Below are 18442 nucleotides of genomic sequence, written 5' to 3'. Positions count from 1 at the left end.
CGGTCGGACAACGGCAACCAGCCCGCAACGGCCCCCTCCGGGACCGCTCCCAGACCGGTGCGGCCGCCGGACGGTACGGCGATGGGGCCGTCCCGAAGAACGGCCCCATCGTCGCTGATGTGGGGTGTGACTCAGTTGAACGAGTCACCGCAGGCGCAGGAGCTGCCCGCGTTGGGGTTGTCGATGGTGAAGCCCTGGGCGTCGATCCGGTCGGCGAAGTCGATCGTCGCGCCGGAAAGGTACGGGGCGCTCATCCGGTCGACGACGACCCCGACGCCACCGAAGTCGGTCACGACGTCACCGTCGAGCGAACGCTCGTCGAAGAAGAGCTGGTACCGCAGGCCGGAGCAGCCGCCCGGCTGCACGGCGACGCGGAGCCGCAGGTCGTCGCGGCCCTCCTGCTCGATCAGGGCCTTGACCTTCTGCGCCGCGACGTCGGTGAGGACGACGGAAGTAGGGGCCTTGGCCTCGGTCGACTCGGTCTGCGCTGGCGTGGTCACGTGGAAGTCTCCCTGCGCGGTTTGGGTCCGGACGCACTGGCCAACGTCGCGCGCCGTCCAGTGATTCCCGGTTGTGGTCCTCGACCGATCCTACGCCGCCTCGGCCGGGCTCACCCGCGTGGCGTGACCCCCGCCGCAGGTCGGCCCCCGCTCGGGGCGGGCACACGGGCGGTCGGGACGCTCAGCGGCTCCACTGCCGGGCCAGCCGGGCGCCCAACTCGCGCAGCCCCTCGGCGGGCCGGCTGAGCGCCGCGTCGAGCCCGCCGCCCTCCTCGCCGCCGAAGTGCTCCACCAGGCTGTACGCGTCGGTCACCCCGGCCGAGGCGGCCTCCCGCCGGCCGGTGCTCACCTGCCCGGCCACCACCACGCAGGGGACTCCCCGGTCGCGGGCGGCGCCGGCCACCCCGGCGACGACCTTGCCGCGCAGTGACTGGTGGTCGAACGACCCCTCACCGGTGATCACCAGGTCGGCGGTGTCCAGTGCGGCGTCGAGTCGGGTGGCCCGGGTGACGAGGCCGATCCCCGACTCGCAGTCGCCGCCCAGGGCCAGGAGCGCCGCGCCGATGCCGCCAGCGGCCCCACCCCCGGGCAGTACGCCGAGCCCCGCCGGGCAGCCGGGCAGGTCCCGTTCCAGCACCGCCGCGAAACGCTCCAGGGCCGCGTCGAGCAGCAGCACGTCGGCGCGGTCGGCGCCCTTCTGCGGGCCGAACACGTTGCTCGCGCCATGCAGGCCGAGCAGGGGGTTGTCCACGTCGGTGGCCGCGACCAGTCGGACGCCGCGCAGCCGGGGCGCGCCGTCCAGGGCGTCGACAGCGGCGAGCGCCGCCCCGCCGTACGGCAGCGCGGCGCCACCCTGGTCGAGAGGGGTCACGCCCAGCGCGGTGAGCATCCCGGCACCGCCGTCGTTGGTGCCGGAGCCGCCCAACCCGATCACCACAGTGCGGGCGCCGCTCTCCACCGCGGCGGCCACCAACAGACCCAGCCCGTACGAGGTGGTGGTCTTCGGGTCGCGCTCGGCTGCGGAGAGCAGGTGCAGGCCGCACGCCTGCGCGCTCTCCAGGTAGGCGGTCGCGCCGTCGGCGGTGAGCAGGATCTCACCGGCCGCCGGCCGGCCCAGCGGATCGACCGTCGACACCGGCACCCGCCGGCCGCCGAGGGCTTCGGCGAGCACCTCCACGAAGCCCGGCCCGCCGTCGGCGAGGGGCCGGATCAGCAGTTCGTCTCCGTCGGTGACGGTGCGCCAACCGGCGGCGACGGCGGTGGCCACCTCCGGTGCGGACAGGGTGCCGGCGAACTTGTCCGGGCAGAGCAGCACGCGCATGCCGAGCAGTGTGGCAGCCCACACCGAGCGAAGCTGCGTCGCGCTCGCGCTGTGGGACCATGGGCTACGTGACTTCGACCTGGGTGGAACCCTCCAACACGGCGACGGCTCTGCTGCTGCTCGGCCGGGGCAGCGACCCCGACACCGAGCGCGGCGTCGAGTGTCCGGGCGACCTGCCGGCGCCCAGCGATCCGGATCTGGTGGCCCGTGCCACCGCCGCGAAGGCGAAGCTGGGCAGCAAGGTCTTCGTGCTGGGTCACCACTACCAGCGCGACGAGGTGATCCAGTTCGCCGACGTGACGGGCGACTCGTTCAAGCTGGCCCGGGAGGCCGCGGCCCGCCCGGACGCGGAGTACATCGTCTTCTGCGGCGTGCACTTCATGGCCGAGAGCGCCGACATCCTCACCACCGACACCCAGCGGGTGATCCTGCCCGACCTCGCGGCGGGTTGCTCGATGGCGGACATGGCGGTCCTGGGCCAGGTCGAGGCGGCCTGGGACACGCTGACCGAGCTGGGCATCGCCGGCGAGACCGTTCCGGTGACGTACATGAACTCCTCGGCCGACATCAAGGGCTTCGTGGGCCGCAACGGCGGCGTGGTCTGCACCTCGTCCAACGCCAAGCGCGCCCTGGACTGGGCCTTCGAGCAGGGGTCGAAGGTGTTCTTCCTGCCGGATCAGCACCTGGGCCGCAACACCGCGGTGCTGGAGATGGGCCTGTCGCTGGACGACTGCGTGCTCTACGACCCGCACAAGCCCGGTGGCGGGCTCACGGCGCAGCAGCTGCGCGACGCCAAGATGATCCTGTGGCGGGGGCACTGCTCGGTGCACGGCCGGTTCACGCTGGACAGCGTCAACGACGTACGGGAGCGGGTGCCCGGGGTCAACGTCCTGGTCCACCCGGAGTGCCGGCACGAGGTGGTCACGGCCTCCGACTACGTCGGGTCCACCGAATACATCATCAAGACGATCGAGGCGGCTCCGGCCGGCTCGGCCTGGGCGCTCGGCACCGAGCTGAACCTGGTCCGCCGGCTGGCGCTGGCGCACCCGGACAAGCAGATCACGTTCCTGGACAAGGCCGTCTGCTACTGCTCGACGATGAACCGGATCGATCTGCCGCACCTGGTCTGGGCCCTGGAGGAGCTGGTCGCGGGCCGGGTCGTCAACCAGATCACGGTGGACGCCGACACCGCGCACCACGCCCGGGTGGCGCTGGATCAGATGCTCGCGCTGCCCGGCGCGGACACTCCGCCGCCGGCGGTGTCCTGATCACGATCCGTAGCGCTCTTGGTACGCAAAAGTGCCGGATCACCGATTAATGCCACACACGCCGATGTGACCGAGTCCTTTTTCGTTACCGAGGGCTATGCTGCCCAGGCGACGACATACGCGGGCCGTTTCGACATGGCCGCATCCGGGGTAGCGACGACGTTCAGGCGCCCCACCATCAACACGGCAGCACCGACGCGCTGGAGGTTGCGTTGACCGACGACGTCCTGGTTGTGCACGGAGGCACTCCGCTCGAAGGGCGGATCCGCGTGCGCGGCGCGAAGAACCTGGTATCGAAGGCGATGGTCGCCGCGCTGCTCGGCGACAGCCCGAGCCGACTGTTCGACGTGCCCAAGATCCGCGATGTCGAGGTGGTGCGAGGTCTGCTCGGCCTGCACGGCGTCAAGGTCACCGACGGCACCGAGGACGGCGAGCTCGTCTTCGACCCGGCGAACGTGGAGAGCGCCAGCACCGACCAGATCAACGTGCACGCCGGTTCCAGCCGGATCCCGATCCTGTTCTGCGGCCCGCTGCTGCACCGCCTCGGGCACGCGTTCATCCCGGACCTGGGCGGCTGCCACATCGGCCCGCGCCCGATCGACTTCCACCTGGAGGCGCTGCGCCAGTTCGGCGCAGTCGTCGACAAGCAGCCGCAGGGCATGCACCTGTCCGCGCCGAACGGGCTGCACGGCACCAAGTTCGCCCTGCCGTACCCGAGCGTCGGCGCCACCGAGCAGGTGCTGCTGACCGCCGTGATGGCCGAGGGCGTCACCGAGCTGCGCAACGCCGCGGTGGAGCCGGAGATCATCGACCTGATCTGCATCCTGCAGAAGATGGGCGCGATCATCAAGGTCCATACCGACCGGGTGATCGAGATTCAGGGTGTGCCCAAGCTGCACGGCTACACCCACCGGCCGATCCCGGACCGGATCGAGGCGGCGAGCTGGGCGGCCGCCGCCCTGGCGACCCGTGGTCACGTCGAGGTGCTGGGCGCGCAGCAGGCCGACATGATGACCTTCCTGAACATCTTCCGCTCGGTCGGCGGCGAGTACGAGGTCACCGACGCTCGCGCGCCGAAGCTGGGCGACCCCGGCCAGGAGGGCGGCATCCGCTTCTGGCACCCGGGTGGCGAGTTGAACGCTGTCGCGTTGGAGACCGACGTGCACCCCGGCTTCATGACCGACTGGCAGCAGCCGCTGGTCGTGGCTCTGACCCAGGCCCGCGGCCTGTCGATCGTCCACGAGACGGTCTACGAGCAGCGGTTGGGCTACACCGAGGCCCTCAACTCGATGGGCGCCAACATCCAGGTCTACCGGGACTGCCTCGGCGGCACCCCGTGCCGCTTCGGCCGGCGTAACTTCAAGCACTCCGCGGTGATCGCCGGGCCGAGCAAGCTGCACGCCGCCGACCTGGTCATCCCGGACCTGCGGGCCGGGTTCAGCCACCTGATCGCTGCGCTCGCGGCCGAGGGCACCTCACGGGTGTACGGCGTGGACCTGATCAACCGGGGCTACGAGGACTTCGAGGCGAAGCTCGCCGACCTGGGCGCGCACGCCGAGCGTCCGTAACCTCGGTCACCCATCGTTCGGCTACGACGGCTCCAGGTCGCACTGCGACCTGGAGCCGTCGGCCGCTGTACCGCGATGTGGACCGGGCACGGACCGTTGGCTACCCTTGCCGCGTGCCGTCGCTCTTTCGCCGCAAGTCCACCGACCTCGTCGACGAGGCCGTCACCTCGGTGACCCCCGAGGAGACCGCCGAGCGTTCCCGGGGTTACACCCCGGCCAAGGGTCGGGAGACGCCCAAGCGGCCGATCGCCGGCCGTCGCCCGGCCGGCCCCACTCGCCCCCTCACCAAGGAGGAGGAGCGGGAGCGCCGCCGTCAACTGCGCGCCGAGGCGGCGTCGGAGTTCCGCCGCGAGGGTGGCCCCCGCGACCGTGGCCCGGAGCGGCTGCTGGCCCGCAACGTGGTCGACTCCCGGCGTACCGTCGGCACCTGGTTCTTCGGCGGCGCGCTGATCGTGCTGGTCGGGTCGAACGCGGCCATGCCGCCGCTGGTCCGGCTGATCTCCAACGTGCTCTGGGGCGCGCTGGCGCTGGGTGTGGTCGTCGACTCGGTGCTGATCTGCCGCAAGATCAGCAAGCTGGTCCGGGAGCGCTTCCCGAAGACCGATCAGCGGATGGGCTCGCTCTTCCTCTACGCGGTCATGCGGTCGATCACCTTCCGGCGGATGCGCGCTCCGGCGCCCCAGGTCAAGCTGGGCGACAAGGTCTGACCCTCGGGCTCCCGCACCTCCAGGATCCGCGCGACATCCGCGAAACTGCTGCCTCAGCCATCTTCGAGGCAGCAGTTTCGCCGTAACTGCGCGGATCTTGTTGTGCGTTCATCATGCTGAACAGGTTGCCGTTGTTCGCCAGACCGAACGTTTGACCCAATGGAGCGAAGGCATGCCTTCGGAACCGGCTGCCCCGCTGGCCACCATCGCCGCCGCCCTGCGCCGGGAGCGCGAACGGGTCGGCATCTCGCTGACCGAGCTGGCCCGTCGGGCGGGGGTGGCCAAGTCCACCCTCTCCCAACTGGAGTCGGGCACCGGCAACCCGAGTGTGGAGACCCTCTGGGCGCTGGGCGTCGCACTCGGTGTGCCCTTCAGCCGGCTGGTGGAGCCCGTTGACGACGGCGTACGGGTCATCCGGGCCGGGGACGGGCCGCAGGTCCGCTCCGAGCAGGCCGACTTCAGCGGAACGCTGCTCAGCGCCGGCGCGGCGCACCTGCGCCGGGACGTCTACCTGATCAGGCTGGAACCCGGCGCGGTCCGAGCCGGGCACGGACACACCCCGCGCAGCATCGAGCACGTGGTGGTCGCTGCCGGCCGGCTGCGGGTGGGGCCCGAGGCGGCGCCGGTCGAACTCGACCCCGGCGACTACGCCACGTTCCCCGGTGACGCACCGCACCGTTACGAGGCGCTCGCTCCCGGTACGTTCGCCGTCCTCATCATGGAGCACCCCTGAACGAGGACGGCCATCCCGCCGCAGCCGGGGGGTCCTCGCGTGCGGGAGGGTCGGAGCTCAGATTCGCTTATAGGCCCAAATGTCCGAAACCAATGGGATAACGTTTGCGCCGGTGGGCGGCACCACAGTGGCGGTGAGCGAGCCCACGCCGTTACCCTCCATCCGCAGCCACGGCCTGCCGGAGCGGCGATCTGACCGGCACGTGCGGCCCCAGCGCGACAATTTGCAACGAGGTGACAACGCGTGAGCGAGCGGACGCGAGCCGGCCACCGGGGCGTGGCAGGCGGCGACCGGACGCCCAGCGGTCACCCGACGGCGGCTGCGGACACCTCACCCCCGGCGAGAATCGGCCCAGCGGCCGGGTGTGGCGACGGGCTCGACGGATGAACGGCCGCTACACCGACCGGTGGCCAGACCCGAACGAACCGTCCTGGGTGGGCGAGCCGACCAGCGAGTGGCACCCCCAGTTCCCCGGCCAGCGCTACCCCGGCGACATCGGCATGCCGCACCAGCCGCCACCGCGCGGGCGCGCGACCGTGTCCGGCCGGGCCGAGGTGCCGCCGCTCGCGCCCACCCGCCCGGACGGCACCTACCTCGGCCGGTCCTGGTCCGACGAACCACCGGCGGACCAGGCGCCTCACGGCCGATCCTGGGTAGACGACGAGCCGGGCGAGGCATCGGCCTACGGCCGACTCCGCGACGACGAGCTTGCGGCGGACACCTCCACCTACGGCCGACCCGACAACGCCGACTCCCGCCACTACGACCACGAGCCGTACCGTCGTCCGCTGCCCGAGCCGCCCCGCCGCGACGAACGCCGCTCGCCCGAGTCGGACCGACGTACCGCCTGGTCCGACCGACGCCCCGCCGACGAGCGGGGGCCCGCGCGAGAAGCCGCCTGGCACCGGGACCAGCCCACCCCCGAGCGGTACGACAGCCGCCGTCCCCGGCAGGAGCCCGCCGAGCGGGATCGGGGTTACCGGGGCAGTCCGCCGGTCTCCCCCGCGCCCCGGGCCGAACCCGGCTGGGTGCCCGAGCCGGACGACGCACCACGTCGGCGCGGCACACCGCAACGATCCGCAGCTGGTTACGAACAGCACCCCGGCGACGGGTACAGCGTCCGACCCACCCGCGACGACGACGGCCGCATCGCCGACGGGGTCGACCCGTGGGCACCAGTGGACGGCCGCACGCGATACCGCGCCGACGGCTACCCGGACCGGGCCGCCGACGACCCGCGCCGCCCGGAACCGCGCTACCGCGCGGACGAGGGGGTCGGCGCTGCGCCCGCACCCAACGGTGGACGACGACGTCGCCCCGAGCCGGACGTGCCCGATCAGCCCCGCCTCGACGACGACCGGCGGCGGCCCGACACCGACCCGCACCGGCAGCAGCCCCGTGAGGCGGCGGCCCGCGCCGAGGCGTACCCGGACCGGCGACCCCGCGAGCAGGCCCGCCCGGACGCGTACCGCGACAACGGCTACCGCGAGGACGGCTACCGCGAGGACGGCTACCGCGAGCCGCGGCCGCAGCCGGGCCAACGGCCGGACGGCAGCCTGCCCTGGCCAGCACCGGGTCCGGTACGCCAGGACCGCACCTCGGACCGCACCCGGGAGCCCGGCCACCGCACCGAGCCACACCGCAGCCCCGAGCCACACCGCAGCCCCGACCCGCACCGCACCACGGACCCGCACCGCAGCCCTGACCCGCACCGCACCACTGACCCGCACCGCAGCCCCGACCCGCACCGCACCACGGATCCGTACCGCACCACGGACCCGCACCGCAGCGCCGAGCCGGGCGTCGCGCCGCGGCCGGCCGCCCGGCCCGAGCGGCCGGCGGCCACGCCGTCGCGGCCCGACGAGCGGCCGGCGGCCACCCCGGCGCGGCCCGACGAGCGGCCGGCGGCCACCCCGGCGCGGTACGACGAGCGCCCGGCACGCCCGGCCGCGACGGCGCCGCCCGCCTCCGGTCGTGCCATGCCGGTCTCCCCGGAGCGACCGGTGTCGCCGGCGCCCGTCTCCCCCGGTTGGGATCGGCCGGTGTCGGCTGCCCCGGTCTCCCCGGCCTCGCCGGAACGGGCGGTGTCGCCAGCACCCGACTCCCCCGCCGCCCGAGGCTGGGACCGACCGGTATCGGGCGCCCCGGCCTCGCCGGAACGGCCGGTGTCGCCAGCACCCGACTCCCCCGCCGCCCGAGGCTGGGACCGGCCGGTGTCGGCCGCCCCCGTCTCCCCCGCCGCGCCCGGTCGGGACCGGCCGGTGTCGGCCGCCCCGGTCTCCCCCGCCTCCGACCGGCCCGTCTCGGGGCCACCCGCCGCGCGCCTGCGGCTGGAGTACCTGCCCGCGCCGGTGGAGCCGCCCGTCGCCGACGAACGCTCGGATGCCCCGCCGGCATCGGGACGCCGGCCGCTGGCCGAACCGCCACCGGCATCCGGAGCGCATCCCGCACCGCCGCCGCGTTACCCCGGCCCGGACACCAGGGACCGTCCGGCGGACCAGCGGCGCGGCGAGGAGCCGGGCCCGGACCGCCGTCGGGTCGGCGACCCGTTGGCCGGCACCCCAGCGACCGACCGCCGCCCGGTCTCCCCGGACCGCTCGTCCCCGGCGGAGCGGCAGCACCCCGCCGAGCGACCGGCCGCGCCGGATCGACCGGCCGCGCCGCAGCGCCCGGCCGCGCCGCAGCGCCCGTACTCGCCGGAGCGACAGGTCCCGACGGCCGACGCCCGCCCGTCGGTGGCCCCGCCACCCACCTGGCAGGCACCGCCGCCACCGGCGACCCGACCCGAACCGACCCCGGCCGACCCGACCCGCGCGGTTCCGGCTCCGGTGGCCTCGCAGCCGCCAGCGGCGGAGGTCGCGCCGCCGCTCCCGCCGGCCCCCGGTACGCCGCGCCGCTACGTACCCCCGCCGCCCTCGGAAGAGCCGGTGGCAGCCGTTCACGAGCCGGACGACGTCCCGGGCACCCGCGGGCCGGATGCATGGTTCAGCTCCGCTCAGCTCGCCGAATCCGACCAGGGCGAGCCGACGACGGACGAGCGGTCGTTCGACAGGGTCGGCGACGAGTCGACGGCCGGCGACCCCGGCCTCTCCGCGACACCGGTCGCACCGGACGCGCAGACGTCGACGACCGACACCCACGTCGACGTGGCCGACGAGCACGCCAGCGGCTCGACACCGGACGACGCCTTCGACCCGGTCTCCGCCCATCCCGTCTCCGGTGCCCCCCGGCTCTGGGCGGACGACCTGGACGACGACCCGCAGCCCGCTCTCGACACGGGAACGCTCGACGGCGACCAGCCCGTCTCCGGCGCACCTGTCGTGGCCATCCCCCACCAGCCGGCCGAGGCCGACCTCGACGCCGAGGTCGACCGGCAGCCCTTCACCGCTTCGCCCGACGACGACACCGATCCGGTCGAGCACGACCCGACCGGCGAGCTTGCGCCACCCGACGAGCCGGCGGATGCGATCGACGATCCGAGTACCAGCCCGGCAAATGACTCGCCAGCCGACGAGTGGTCGGGCGAGGTTGCGCCGTCCGTAACGTCTGCGCATGACACGAGCCCGCCCGTCTCGGCACCGCCGGTCGCCGCACCGCCGTTCTCCGCACCGCCCACCTCGGTCGCGCCGGTCTCCGCTCCCCCGGCGCCGCCGGTATCGACCCCGCCCGCAGTACCCGTCTCCGCGCCACCAGCGTCCGCGACAGCGCCCGTCTCCGTGCCACCAACGCCGACCGCAGCCCCCGTCTCCGCGCCGCCCCTCTTCGCAGCGCCCGTCTCCGCGCCGCCAGCGCCGACCGCAGCCCCGGTCTCCGCACCACCCGCCTCAGCGCAGCCGTACTCCGAAGCGCCCGTCTCCGCGCCACCCGCCTCGACACCACCGACCGCCGCGGCGGCCGTCTCCGGGCCGCCGACGTCGGTGGCGCCGACGTCCGGGCCACCCGCCTCGGCCGTACCCGGCCCGAGGAGCGGCTCGGACGGGGAGAACGAGCCGGTGTCCGCGCCACCCGACGACGCACCGCCGGTGGTGACCCGCCCGTCGCTGGCCGACCCGGGAGACCCGGAGCAGGTGCTGGCCGCGTACCGGTGGCGGTTGGACCCGGTGACCCTGCGCGAGGAGCTGACGGAGCCGGACGACCTGCGGGCCATCCGGCGGCGGCTGACCGGGAAGTTGGGCTCGGCGGTCGACAACCGTGCCCGGGCCCGGCTGCTCAGCCTGCGGGCGGTGGCCTCGCGGATTCTCGGCGACCTGGACGACGCGCTGGCCGATGGTCGGCTCGCCCTCACCTACGCCGAGGCCACCGGCGAGTTGCGCCGGACCGCGCTGGCCCAGGCCCGGCTGGCCCACGTGCTGCGCTGGCGCGGCGACTTCCCCGAGGCCGACCAGCTCTTCGCCCAGGCCAACTCGGTGGAGTTGCCCGACCGGTTGCGGGCCGCGCTGCACGAGCACGCCGGGCGGTCGTGTTACGACCAGGGGCGGCTCATGGAGGCCTGCGAGCACTTCGAGAAGGCGCTCGACCTGCGCGGCGCGGGCGACGCCGAACTGCTCGACCGGGTCCGGGTGGCCCTCGACGCGGTCACCGTCCGGGCCGAGGCGGATGGCTTCGGGCCGTACCCCCGGGGTCGGGACGAGGTGCTCGACCGGGACCGACCCCCGTTGCCGGACCGGGACGGGTCGCTGTGGGGTTACACCAGCCAGGACGGCGAGGTGGTCGTCCCCGCCCGGTACGCCGAGGCGCAGCCCTTCCACGACGGGTTGGCCTGGGTCCGCCGGCCGGACACCGACCGCTGGTCGCTGATCAACCTGCTCGGTACGACGGTGATCCCGCCGTCCTTCCGGGCCGCGCATCCGTTCAGTGACGGCCTGGCCTGGGTGGTCGGCGAGGGCGGTTGGACGGCGATCGACGCGACCGGCGCGGTGCAGGTCGCGCCCAACTTCGCCGAGGTACGGCCGTTCCGGCGCGGGCTGGCCGCGGTGCGGCGCGAGGGGTGGGGGGCGGTCGACCGGACCGGTCGGGTCATCGTGCCCACCCGCTACCACGGCTTCGTCACCGAGTTGGCCGACGGCCAGCAGATCGACGGTTTCACCGACGAAGGGCTCGCCGTGGTCGACGTGGCGGGTCGGCGGGGCGTGGTGGACCGCACCGGCACGGTGCTGGTGCCGCCGGCGCACCCGATGCTGGTCATCCACCCGGTGGCGTTCCTGGTCGAGAGCGACACCGGGCGGTGGGGCGCGCTGGACCGGCGCGGCGTGCCGCTCATCGACCCGGTGCACAGCGATCGCGCCGAGGTGTTGGAGGAGATCGACCGACTACTCACCGATGCCAATCCGGTGCTCTGAGTCATCAGTCGCCACCGATGATCCACTAGAGCTAGGGTCGGTACATGGAATTCCGACACCTGGGCCGTTCCGGCCTGATGGTCAGCGAGATCTCGTACGGCAACTGGATCACCCACGGTTCGCAGGTCGAGGAGGACGCCGCGTTCGCCTGCGTCCGGGCCGCTCTCGACGCGGGGATCACCACCTTCGACACCGCCGACGTGTACGCCGGCACCCGGGCCGAGGACGTGCTCGGCCGCGCGTTGCAGAACGAGCGCCGTGAGGGCCTGGAGATCTTCACCAAGGTCTACTGGCCGACCGGGCCCGGCCGCAACGACCGCGGCCTGTCCCGCAAGCACATCATGGAGTCGATCAACGGCTCGCTGCGCCGACTGCGCACCGACTACGTGGACCTCTACCAGGCCCACCGCTACGACAGCAGCACCCCGCTGGAAGAGACGATGGAGGCGTTCGCCGACGTCGTCCACTCCGGCAAGGCGCACTACATCGGCGTCTCCGAGTGGACCGCCGCCCAGCTGCGCGCCGCCCACCCGCTCGCCCGGGAGCTGCACATTCCGCTGGTCTCCAACCAGCCGCAGTACTCGCTGCTGTGGCGGGTCATCGAGACCGAGGTCGTGCCGGCCAGCGAGGAACTGGGCATCGGGCAGATCGTCTGGTCGCCGATGGCGCAGGGCGTGCTCTCCGGCAAGTACCTGCCGGGCCAGCCGCCGCCGGCAGGTTCCCGCGCCACCGACGAGAAGTCGGGTGCGGGCTTCATCTCCCGGTTCATGAACGACGACGTGCTGACCCGGGTCCAGCAGCTCAAGCCCCTCGCCGAGCAGGCCGGGCTCAGCATGGCGCAGCTCGCCGTGGCGTGGGTGCTGCAGAACCCGAACGTCTCGTCGGCGATCATCGGCGCGTCCCGCCCCGAGCAGGTGCACGACAACGTGAAGGCGGCCGGCGTGAAGCTCGACGCCGACCTGCTCCAGGCGATCGACGACATCGTCGGGCCGATCGTCGAGCGGGACCCGGCGAAGACCGAGTCCCCCGCGCAGCGTCCCTGACGCCGTTCCGGCCCGGCCGGCGCGAGGGTTTCGCGCAGGCCGGGCCGGGTCAGGTCAGGTCAGCTCTGCCAGAAGCGGATCAGCTCCAGGCCGGTGGCGTAGAGCCACGACGGCAGACCGAGCAGGTCACCGACCGCGAAGACCGCGTCGAAGAACCAGCCGCCGATGCGCGGGTTCCACAGCAGCGCGAAGAGCAGGATGAAGCCGTACGGCGCGAACAGGTCGTACATCTTGCGCCACTGCGGGTTGAGCCACGGTTGGATCATGTTGCCGCCGTCCAGGCCGGGCACCGGCAGCAGATTCAGCACACTGGCGGTGAGCTGGAGGAAGGCGAGCAACGCCACCCCGGCCCAGAACTCCACCGGACCATCCGACTGGGCGCCGAGCCGCACCACCGCCACCAACACCAACGTGAACAGCACGTTGGTCGCCGGGCCGGCGAGGCTGACCAGGGTGTGCCGCAGTCGACCCGGGATGGAGTGCCGGTCCACCCAGACCGCGCCACCCGGCAGGCCGATGCCTCCGAGCAGCACCACCACCACCGGCAGCACGATCGACAGCAACGGGTGGGTGTACTTGAACGGGTTGAGCGTCAGGTAGCCGCGATGGGCGATGTCCCGGTCGCCGGCCCGGTAGGCCACCACCGCGTGGGCGTACTCGTGCAGGCAGAGCGACACCAGCCAGCCGGACACCACGAAGAGGAAAACGTTGAACCGGACGTTGCCGTACCCGTTCCAGGTCAGCACCCCGCTGACCGCGAAGAGCGCGACCAGGCCGAGGAAGACCGGGCTGGGCCGGAACGCCGCCTTGGGTACGCCGAGGACCAGCCCGTCGCCGCCCGGGCGGTCGTAGGCCATCACTCGGCCGTGGGCAGCAGGCTCATCCGGTAATCCACCCGGTCGTCCTCCAGGAGCGCGACCGAGGTGACGCCGGACGCCGCGAGCTCCCGCCAGGTCTGACCGATCCAGGATTCGGCGTCGGCCTGGCTGCCGAACGACTCCGCCGGTCCCTCGACCGTCTGACCGTCCGTGCCCTCGTACCGCCAGCTCCACGCCATGCCGCGTCTCCCCTCGCCGCTGAAGTCCCCGTGGGACGAACCCTCGCCAGCGTAGTCGGCCCGGCGCGCAACGGCCGCTCGCTCGCCCCGGCGGACCCAGGGGTGGATCAATCCGATCGACGTCGGCCGGTACGGTGGCTCGCTGCTGACACGGGGAGTGCTGCTCGGCGACCGGTACCGGCTGGGCGAGCGGGTGGCGACGGGTGGGATGGGCGCGGTCTGGCGCGGCACTGACGTGCTGCTGGAACGCGAGGTCGCCGTGAAGGTGCTGCTGCCGTCGCTGGTCGCCGATCCGGAGTTCACCGCCCGGTTCCGGGCCGAGGCGCGGATGCTTGCCGCGCTGCGGCACCCCGGCGTGGTCCCGGTGCACGACGTGGGTCAGGCCGCGCTCGACGACGGCAGCCAGGTCGACTACCTGGTGATGCGACTGAACGACGCTCACCCGTGGTGGATCGCCGAGGAGGCGCACTGTCCGCGTCGATCATGGAGTTGCGGTGGGTGACAAGGTGCTCGCATCACAGCAAACCAGGCACCACAACTCCATGATCGACGAGAACGGGTGATCCCCCCCTCCGCGATCTTGCGTTTGCTGTCGCGGCACAACATGGCATCCCGGACATATCGGCAACCGAAGCTGCAAGATCAGCGCGGGCGGGGCGGGGCGTTCCGGCGATCGAGCGACCGGCCGTTCAGGTTTGCGGGGCTCTTTGCCTCGTTGACGGTTCGGACGCCGGCCCGGGACGGACGCAGCATGGACTTTCGATCTTCGGGAGGCTGGGGCGACGTGCCCGGTGCTGGAGGAGGCGAACTAAGGTACGGGCATGTCCGTAGACGGGTGGAACACGGTCCTGGTGCTCGGCGGTATCCGGTCCGGCAAGTCCGAGTTCGCCGAGTCCCTGGTCACCGACGCGCCGGTGGTCCGCTACGTCGCCACCGCGCCCGAGGGCGACCCGGAGGACACCGAGTGGGCGACCCGGCTGGCGGCGCACCGCGCCCGACGGCCGGGCAGCTGGACCACCGAGGAGACCACCGAGAATCCGCGCCGGCTGGCCGACGTGCTGGAGTCCGCCGAGCCCAACGAGATGTTGCTCGTCGACGACCTGGGCGGCTGGGTGACGGTGCTGCTCGACCCGGACCACCAGCCCGCCGACGACGTGGCGACCATCGCCGAGCTGGCCGAGGCGATCCGCGGGTGTGCCGCACGGGTGGTGCTGGTGAGCCCCGAGGTGGGGCTGTCGCTGGTGCCCACCACCCCGCTGGGCAGGGCGTTCACCGACGCGTTGGGCGCGGCCAACCGCGCGGTCGCCGACGCCTGCGACGCGGTGGTGCTGGTCGTCGCCGGTCAGCCGGTCTGGCTCAAGTCGGTCGCCAGCGCCACCGAATCGCCCGCCCCCGCAACCGTGACCGCGCCGACGGCAGCTGCCAGCGCAGCGGTGGTGGCGAGCCTTGCCGACAGCGAGCCGACCCCCGAGGTGCAGCTGCCCGACGTGCTGACCCACACGCCGCCGGCCACCCCGACCGCGGAGCCGGGCAACACGTGGGCCGCACCGACCATGGCGCTGCCGATGGTGGCCACCGGGCTGGTCATCCAGCCCGGCATGGAGCTGCCGATGCCCGACGAGTACGCCGGCCCTCAGGCGGTGGACCGGCTGGCCACGCTGGACGTACCGGGCGCCGGCCTGGGCGTGCTGGACCGGGTGGTGGGCTTCGCCGCAGCCACCCAGGGCACCTCGACCCCCGCGGCCTGGGGCTCGGTGCGGGTGCTGCTGCTGCACGGCGACCACGCCGGTGGGGCGGCGGCCGGCACCGTCGCCGGTGAGTCGGCGCGCCGCGCCGCACAGGCCCGCGCCGGCCAGGGCGCGTTGGCGCGGCTGGCCGCCGAGAGCGGCGCCAGTCTCCAGGTGGTGGACACTCCGGCCTCCGCGCCGATCGAGGATCAGCCGGCCCTCGCGCCGGAGCAGGTGGAGTCCGCGCTGCGCTACGGCTGGCGGTTGGCCGAGCAGGCAGCCGACGCCGGCGTACAACTGCTGGTGCTCGGTGCGTGCGGCGCCGGCACCGAGGCGGCGGCCGCGGCGGTGCTCGCGGCGACCGCGGGTGCGGAGCCACCCGCCGTGCTGGGCCGGGTGATCACCGAAGCCGGTGAGATCGACGACGCCGCGTGGATGATCCGTTGCGCGGCGGTCCGCGACGCGCTGCACCGCACCCGACGCTCGTCGCGCGGCGCCAAGGACATCCTGGCCGAGCTGGGTGGCGGCGACGTGGCGGTGGCCACCGGCGTGCTGCTCGGCGCCACCGCCCGCCGGGTGCCGGTGCTGCTCGACGGGCCGGTCGGCTTGGCCGCCGGCATGGTGAGCCGTGACCTGGCCGGGCAGGCCCGGCACTGGTGCCTGCTGGCTGACCACGGCGGGCACCCTGCCGTGCGGCTCGCCGCCGACGTGCTGGGCCTCACCCCGCTGCTCGACCTGCGGCTGGATCTCGGCGAGGGCGCGAACGCGCTGGTCGCGCTGCCGCTGCTGCGCTCGGTGCTGGCGCTGTCCGCCGCGCTGCCGGTGCACCCGTCGCTGGGCGGCGCGGACGACACCGACCCGGCCGCCGACGAGCCGGAATCCACCGACCCGAGCCACGCCGACCCTGATCTCACCGAACCCGACCGGACCGAGCCCGACTCGACCGAGCCCGACTTCGCCGAGCCGGAGCCGACCGGGCCGGGCCCGGCCAGCACCGGGGCGGACGAGCAGCCGGCGTCGGGCTGGCGTGCCGGCTGAGCCACGGCTGCTCGCGGGAGCCCGGCTGGCGGTCACCACGTTCACCACGCTGCCGGTGCGGGCCGGGCGCATCGACCGCCCGGTCGCCGGCACGGCGATGGCCCTCGCCCCGGTGGTCGGCGCGCTGCTCGGCGCCCTGCTGGCCGGTGTGCTGCTGCTGACCGGCGCGCTCGCCCCGCCGCTGGTGGCGGCCGGCGTGACAGTCGGCGCCACCGCTCTGCTCACCCGAGGGCTGCACCTGGACGGGCTGGCCGACACCGTGGACGCGCTCGGCTCGTACCGGCGGGGCGCGGCCGCCCTGGAGATCATGAAGAAGCCGGACGTCGGCCCGTTCGGGGTGGTCGCCCTGGTGGTCGTACTCCTGGTGCAGGCGGCGGCGCTCGCCGACCTCGCCGGCCGGTCCTGGCCGGCGTGCCTCGCGGCGGTGGTCGCGGCGACCGCTGCCGGGCGGCTCGGTGTCACGGTGGCCTGCCGGCGGGGAGTGCCGGCGGCCCGGCCCGACGGGCTGGGCGCGCTGGTCGCCGGCACCGTCGGCCCGGTGGCAGTGGCCGCCGGCGCGGTCGCCGTCGTGCTGCTGGCGGTGCCCGCGGTGCCGGGCCGTCCGTGGCAGGGGCCGCTGGCCGTCGTCGCCGCGATCGCCGTCGCGCTACCGCTGCTCAACCACGTGGTACGCCGGCTCGGCGGGATCACCGGCGACGTCCTGGGCGCGACCGTCGAGGTGGTCACCACGCTGGTCTACCTGGGTCTGGTGCTGTCCGGCTGAACCGGGCCCGGCGGGCCGGGTAGCGTTCTCCCTCGACAACACCGGCGCGGCCACCGGGGGATCCCACAATGCTCATCACGGACGACTTCCTGCCCGTTCCGGTGCCGGAGTCGCTCAGCGCGACCTACCTGGTGCCGATGGCGGGGCTACCGAAGGTCAGTGCGAAGACCGCGGTGGCGGCCCTGACCGGCCGGCTGGCCGAGCCGGTGCACGGGCTGGCCCGGCAGATGCTCGACAGCCCGCTGATGAGCGTCGACACCCGGCCGATCGCCGAGTTCCCCGAGCTGCCACCGGACCTGCTCACCGCGTTCGGCGCCACCAGGGAACAGCTGGACCGGCTGGCGGCGGCGACGCACCTGGTGGTCGTACAGGCCGAGTACCGGCCCGGCTGGCCACCCGCGCACGAGTGGGCCGCCCGGGCGGTCGCGGCCGCCGTGGCGGAATCCGTCGACAGCGACGTGGTGGACGTCTTCGGCCTCCAGTTCCTCGACCCGGCGACCGCGCTGCGCTCCCTCCCCGACGAGCAGGGCCGCATCCGACTTGTCGACTGGGTGCTGGTGCCGTACTCCTCGGACACCGAGGGTCTCTGGTTCACCACGAAGGGGCTGCGCCGCTTCGGTCTGCTGGAGTTGCAGACCCAGGGGGTGCCCGACCACCTCACCCGCGCCTGGGGTGCGGTGATGACCGGCGCGGCCCGCCGACTGCTGCGGGACTGGACCGACGGGCTCACCGGCGAGGAGGTGCCGGCGTTCGTGCAGCTGCCGGTGCTCGCCACGGTCACCGGCCACGACATCGCCGTGGCGTACGGCAACCCGGAGCAGCACGGAGCAACCGCCCCGGTGCTGCTCCGCCTCGAACTGGACCCGGCGACCGACCCGGAGGCCGACTCGTTCCTCAGCCTGCGCCCGCCGGCCGGGCACCCCGGCCCGGACGGGCGCTACTACGCCGCCGCCTGCGCGACCCTGTTCTCCGGGATCCAGCCGGACGTGCGCTACGCCCGCTCCGGTGACGCGATGAGCCGTGCGGTCGCCACCGCCCGGGCCGCGCTGGGTGACGCGCGGGCCCGGTTCGTCGCCGGCCAGCTCCCCACCGAGTCGCAGCTGGTGGTGAAGTACGGCCTGCCCGGAGACGACGGCCCGGAGTACGTCTGGGCGGGCGTCACCTCGTGGGAGACCCCGGAACGCATCGTCGGCGTGAGCGCCAGCGACGCCAACACCGACCAGAGCGTCCGCATCGGCGCCCCGGTGGTCGTGGAGACGTCCGACGTAGTCGACTGGGCCGTCCTGGACGCGACAGGCGTCACAGAAGGCGGCTGGACCCAAGCGGTCCTCGACTCAGGCGAACCCCCAACCCCAGCCCCCTGACCCTCACTCCCCCA

The 18442-nt window shown here is 73.7% G+C and carries 13 protein-coding genes and 1 pseudogene; 10 read left to right on the top strand and 4 right to left on the bottom strand.

Annotation, left to right across the window (positions count from 1 at the left end; genetic code table 11):
* Positions 1-131 precede the first annotated feature (131 nt).
* Both erpA and ABZS40_RS07480 read right to left on the bottom strand, forming a co-directional pair.
* Positions 132-500, bottom strand: a complete 369-nt coding sequence (erpA, locus tag ABZS40_RS07485) for an iron-sulfur cluster insertion protein ErpA (RefSeq protein WP_354942514.1) — start codon at positions 498-500, stop codon at positions 132-134.
* A 181-nt stretch (positions 501-681) separates the two neighbouring features.
* Positions 682-1821 (bottom strand): glycerate kinase, encoded by a 1140-nt coding sequence (locus tag ABZS40_RS07480; protein ID WP_354942513.1) that lies wholly within the window; start codon positions 1819-1821, stop codon positions 682-684.
* A 68-nt stretch (positions 1822-1889) separates the two neighbouring features.
* On the opposite strand from ABZS40_RS07480, the gene nadA reads away from it, so the two are divergent.
* From nadA to ABZS40_RS07450, 6 genes are all read left to right on the top strand, one after another.
* Positions 1890-3089, top strand: a complete 1200-nt coding sequence (nadA, locus tag ABZS40_RS07475) for a quinolinate synthase NadA (protein ID WP_354942512.1) — start codon at positions 1890-1892, stop codon at positions 3087-3089.
* A 212-nt stretch (positions 3090-3301) separates the two neighbouring features.
* Positions 3302-4657 carry a UDP-N-acetylglucosamine 1-carboxyvinyltransferase gene (murA, locus tag ABZS40_RS07470; RefSeq protein WP_354942511.1) on the top strand — a complete coding sequence of 452 codons (1356 nt, stop codon included), beginning with the start codon at positions 3302-3304 and terminating at the stop codon, positions 4655-4657.
* Positions 4658-4770: 113 nt separating this feature from the next.
* Complete coding sequence (locus ABZS40_RS07465) at positions 4771-5364, top strand: DUF3043 domain-containing protein (protein ID WP_354942510.1); 594 nt, start codon at positions 4771-4773, stop codon at positions 5362-5364.
* A gap of 172 nt (positions 5365-5536) precedes the next feature.
* Entirely contained in the window at positions 5537-6097 is a 561-nt protein-coding gene (locus tag ABZS40_RS07460) for an XRE family transcriptional regulator (RefSeq protein WP_354942509.1), read from the top strand.
* 383 nt (positions 6098-6480) lie between these two features.
* A complete protein-coding gene (locus ABZS40_RS07455; protein WP_354942508.1) occupies positions 6481-11436 on the top strand; it encodes a WG repeat-containing protein in 4956 nt (1651 codons plus the stop codon).
* Between the two features lie 44 nt (positions 11437-11480).
* Positions 11481-12479 carry an aldo/keto reductase family protein gene (locus ABZS40_RS07450; RefSeq protein WP_354942507.1) on the top strand — a complete coding sequence of 333 codons (999 nt, stop codon included), beginning with the start codon at positions 11481-11483 and terminating at the stop codon, positions 12477-12479.
* A gap of 59 nt (positions 12480-12538) precedes the next feature.
* Here ABZS40_RS07450 and ABZS40_RS07445 read toward each other — a convergent pair whose 3' ends face one another.
* Together ABZS40_RS07445 and ABZS40_RS07440 are read right to left on the bottom strand one after the other, a co-directional pair.
* Positions 12539-13336, bottom strand: coding sequence for a site-2 protease family protein (locus ABZS40_RS07445; protein WP_238680063.1), 798 nt, complete (start codon positions 13334-13336; stop codon positions 12539-12541).
* Positions 13336-13536, bottom strand: a complete 201-nt coding sequence (locus tag ABZS40_RS07440) for a hypothetical protein (RefSeq protein ID WP_354942506.1) — start codon at positions 13534-13536, stop codon at positions 13336-13338. The genes ABZS40_RS07445 and ABZS40_RS07440 overlap by 1 nt, the downstream gene beginning before the upstream one ends.
* A 142-nt stretch (positions 13537-13678) precedes the next feature.
* Here ABZS40_RS07440 and ABZS40_RS07435 point away from each other — a divergent pair.
* From ABZS40_RS07435 to ABZS40_RS07420, 4 genes and pseudogenes are all read left to right on the top strand, one after another.
* Positions 13679-13915, top strand: a pseudogene (locus tag ABZS40_RS07435) (serine/threonine protein kinase); the annotation flags it as partial.
* A gap of 442 nt (positions 13916-14357) precedes the next feature.
* Positions 14358-16301, top strand: coding sequence for a bifunctional adenosylcobinamide kinase/adenosylcobinamide-phosphate guanylyltransferase (locus tag ABZS40_RS07430; RefSeq protein ID WP_354942505.1), 1944 nt, complete (start codon positions 14358-14360; stop codon positions 16299-16301).
* Complete coding sequence (locus ABZS40_RS07425) at positions 16291-17064, top strand: adenosylcobinamide-GDP ribazoletransferase (RefSeq protein WP_354942504.1); 774 nt, start codon at positions 16291-16293, stop codon at positions 17062-17064. The genes ABZS40_RS07430 and ABZS40_RS07425 overlap by 11 nt, the downstream gene beginning before the upstream one ends.
* Before the next feature lie 68 nt (positions 17065-17132).
* Positions 17133-18428, top strand: coding sequence for a DUF2314 domain-containing protein (locus ABZS40_RS07420; RefSeq protein ID WP_354942503.1), 1296 nt, complete (start codon positions 17133-17135; stop codon positions 18426-18428).
* Positions 18429-18442: the final 14 nt, after the last annotated feature.

The organism is Micromonospora sp. NPDC005324, from assembly GCF_040607155.1.
Lineage (GTDB): Bacteria > Actinomycetota > Actinomycetes > Mycobacteriales > Micromonosporaceae > Micromonospora > Micromonospora trifolii.
The sequence above is the reverse complement of the archived record's forward strand: the minus strand, read 5'-3'. Positions and strand labels throughout refer to the sequence as shown.

Coding starts and splice junctions, on each gene's coding strand:
- ABZS40_RS07420 (WP_354942503.1), top strand. CDS start 17,133: ATGCTCATCACGGACGACTTCCTGCCCGTTCCGGTGCCGGAGTCGCTC.
- ABZS40_RS07440 (WP_354942506.1), bottom strand. CDS start 13,536: ATGGCGTGGAGCTGGCGGTACGAGGGCACGGACGGTCAGACGGTCGAG.
- ABZS40_RS07455 (WP_354942508.1), top strand. CDS start 6,481: ATGAACGGCCGCTACACCGACCGGTGGCCAGACCCGAACGAACCGTCC.
- ABZS40_RS07430 (WP_354942505.1), top strand. CDS start 14,358: ATGTCCGTAGACGGGTGGAACACGGTCCTGGTGCTCGGCGGTATCCGG.
- ABZS40_RS07480 (WP_354942513.1), bottom strand. CDS start 1,821: ATGCGCGTGCTGCTCTGCCCGGACAAGTTCGCCGGCACCCTGTCCGCA.
- ABZS40_RS07460 (WP_354942509.1), top strand. CDS start 5,537: ATGCCTTCGGAACCGGCTGCCCCGCTGGCCACCATCGCCGCCGCCCTG.
- ABZS40_RS07450 (WP_354942507.1), top strand. CDS start 11,481: ATGGAATTCCGACACCTGGGCCGTTCCGGCCTGATGGTCAGCGAGATC.
- ABZS40_RS07445 (WP_238680063.1), bottom strand. CDS start 13,336: ATGGCCTACGACCGCCCGGGCGGCGACGGGCTGGTCCTCGGCGTACCC.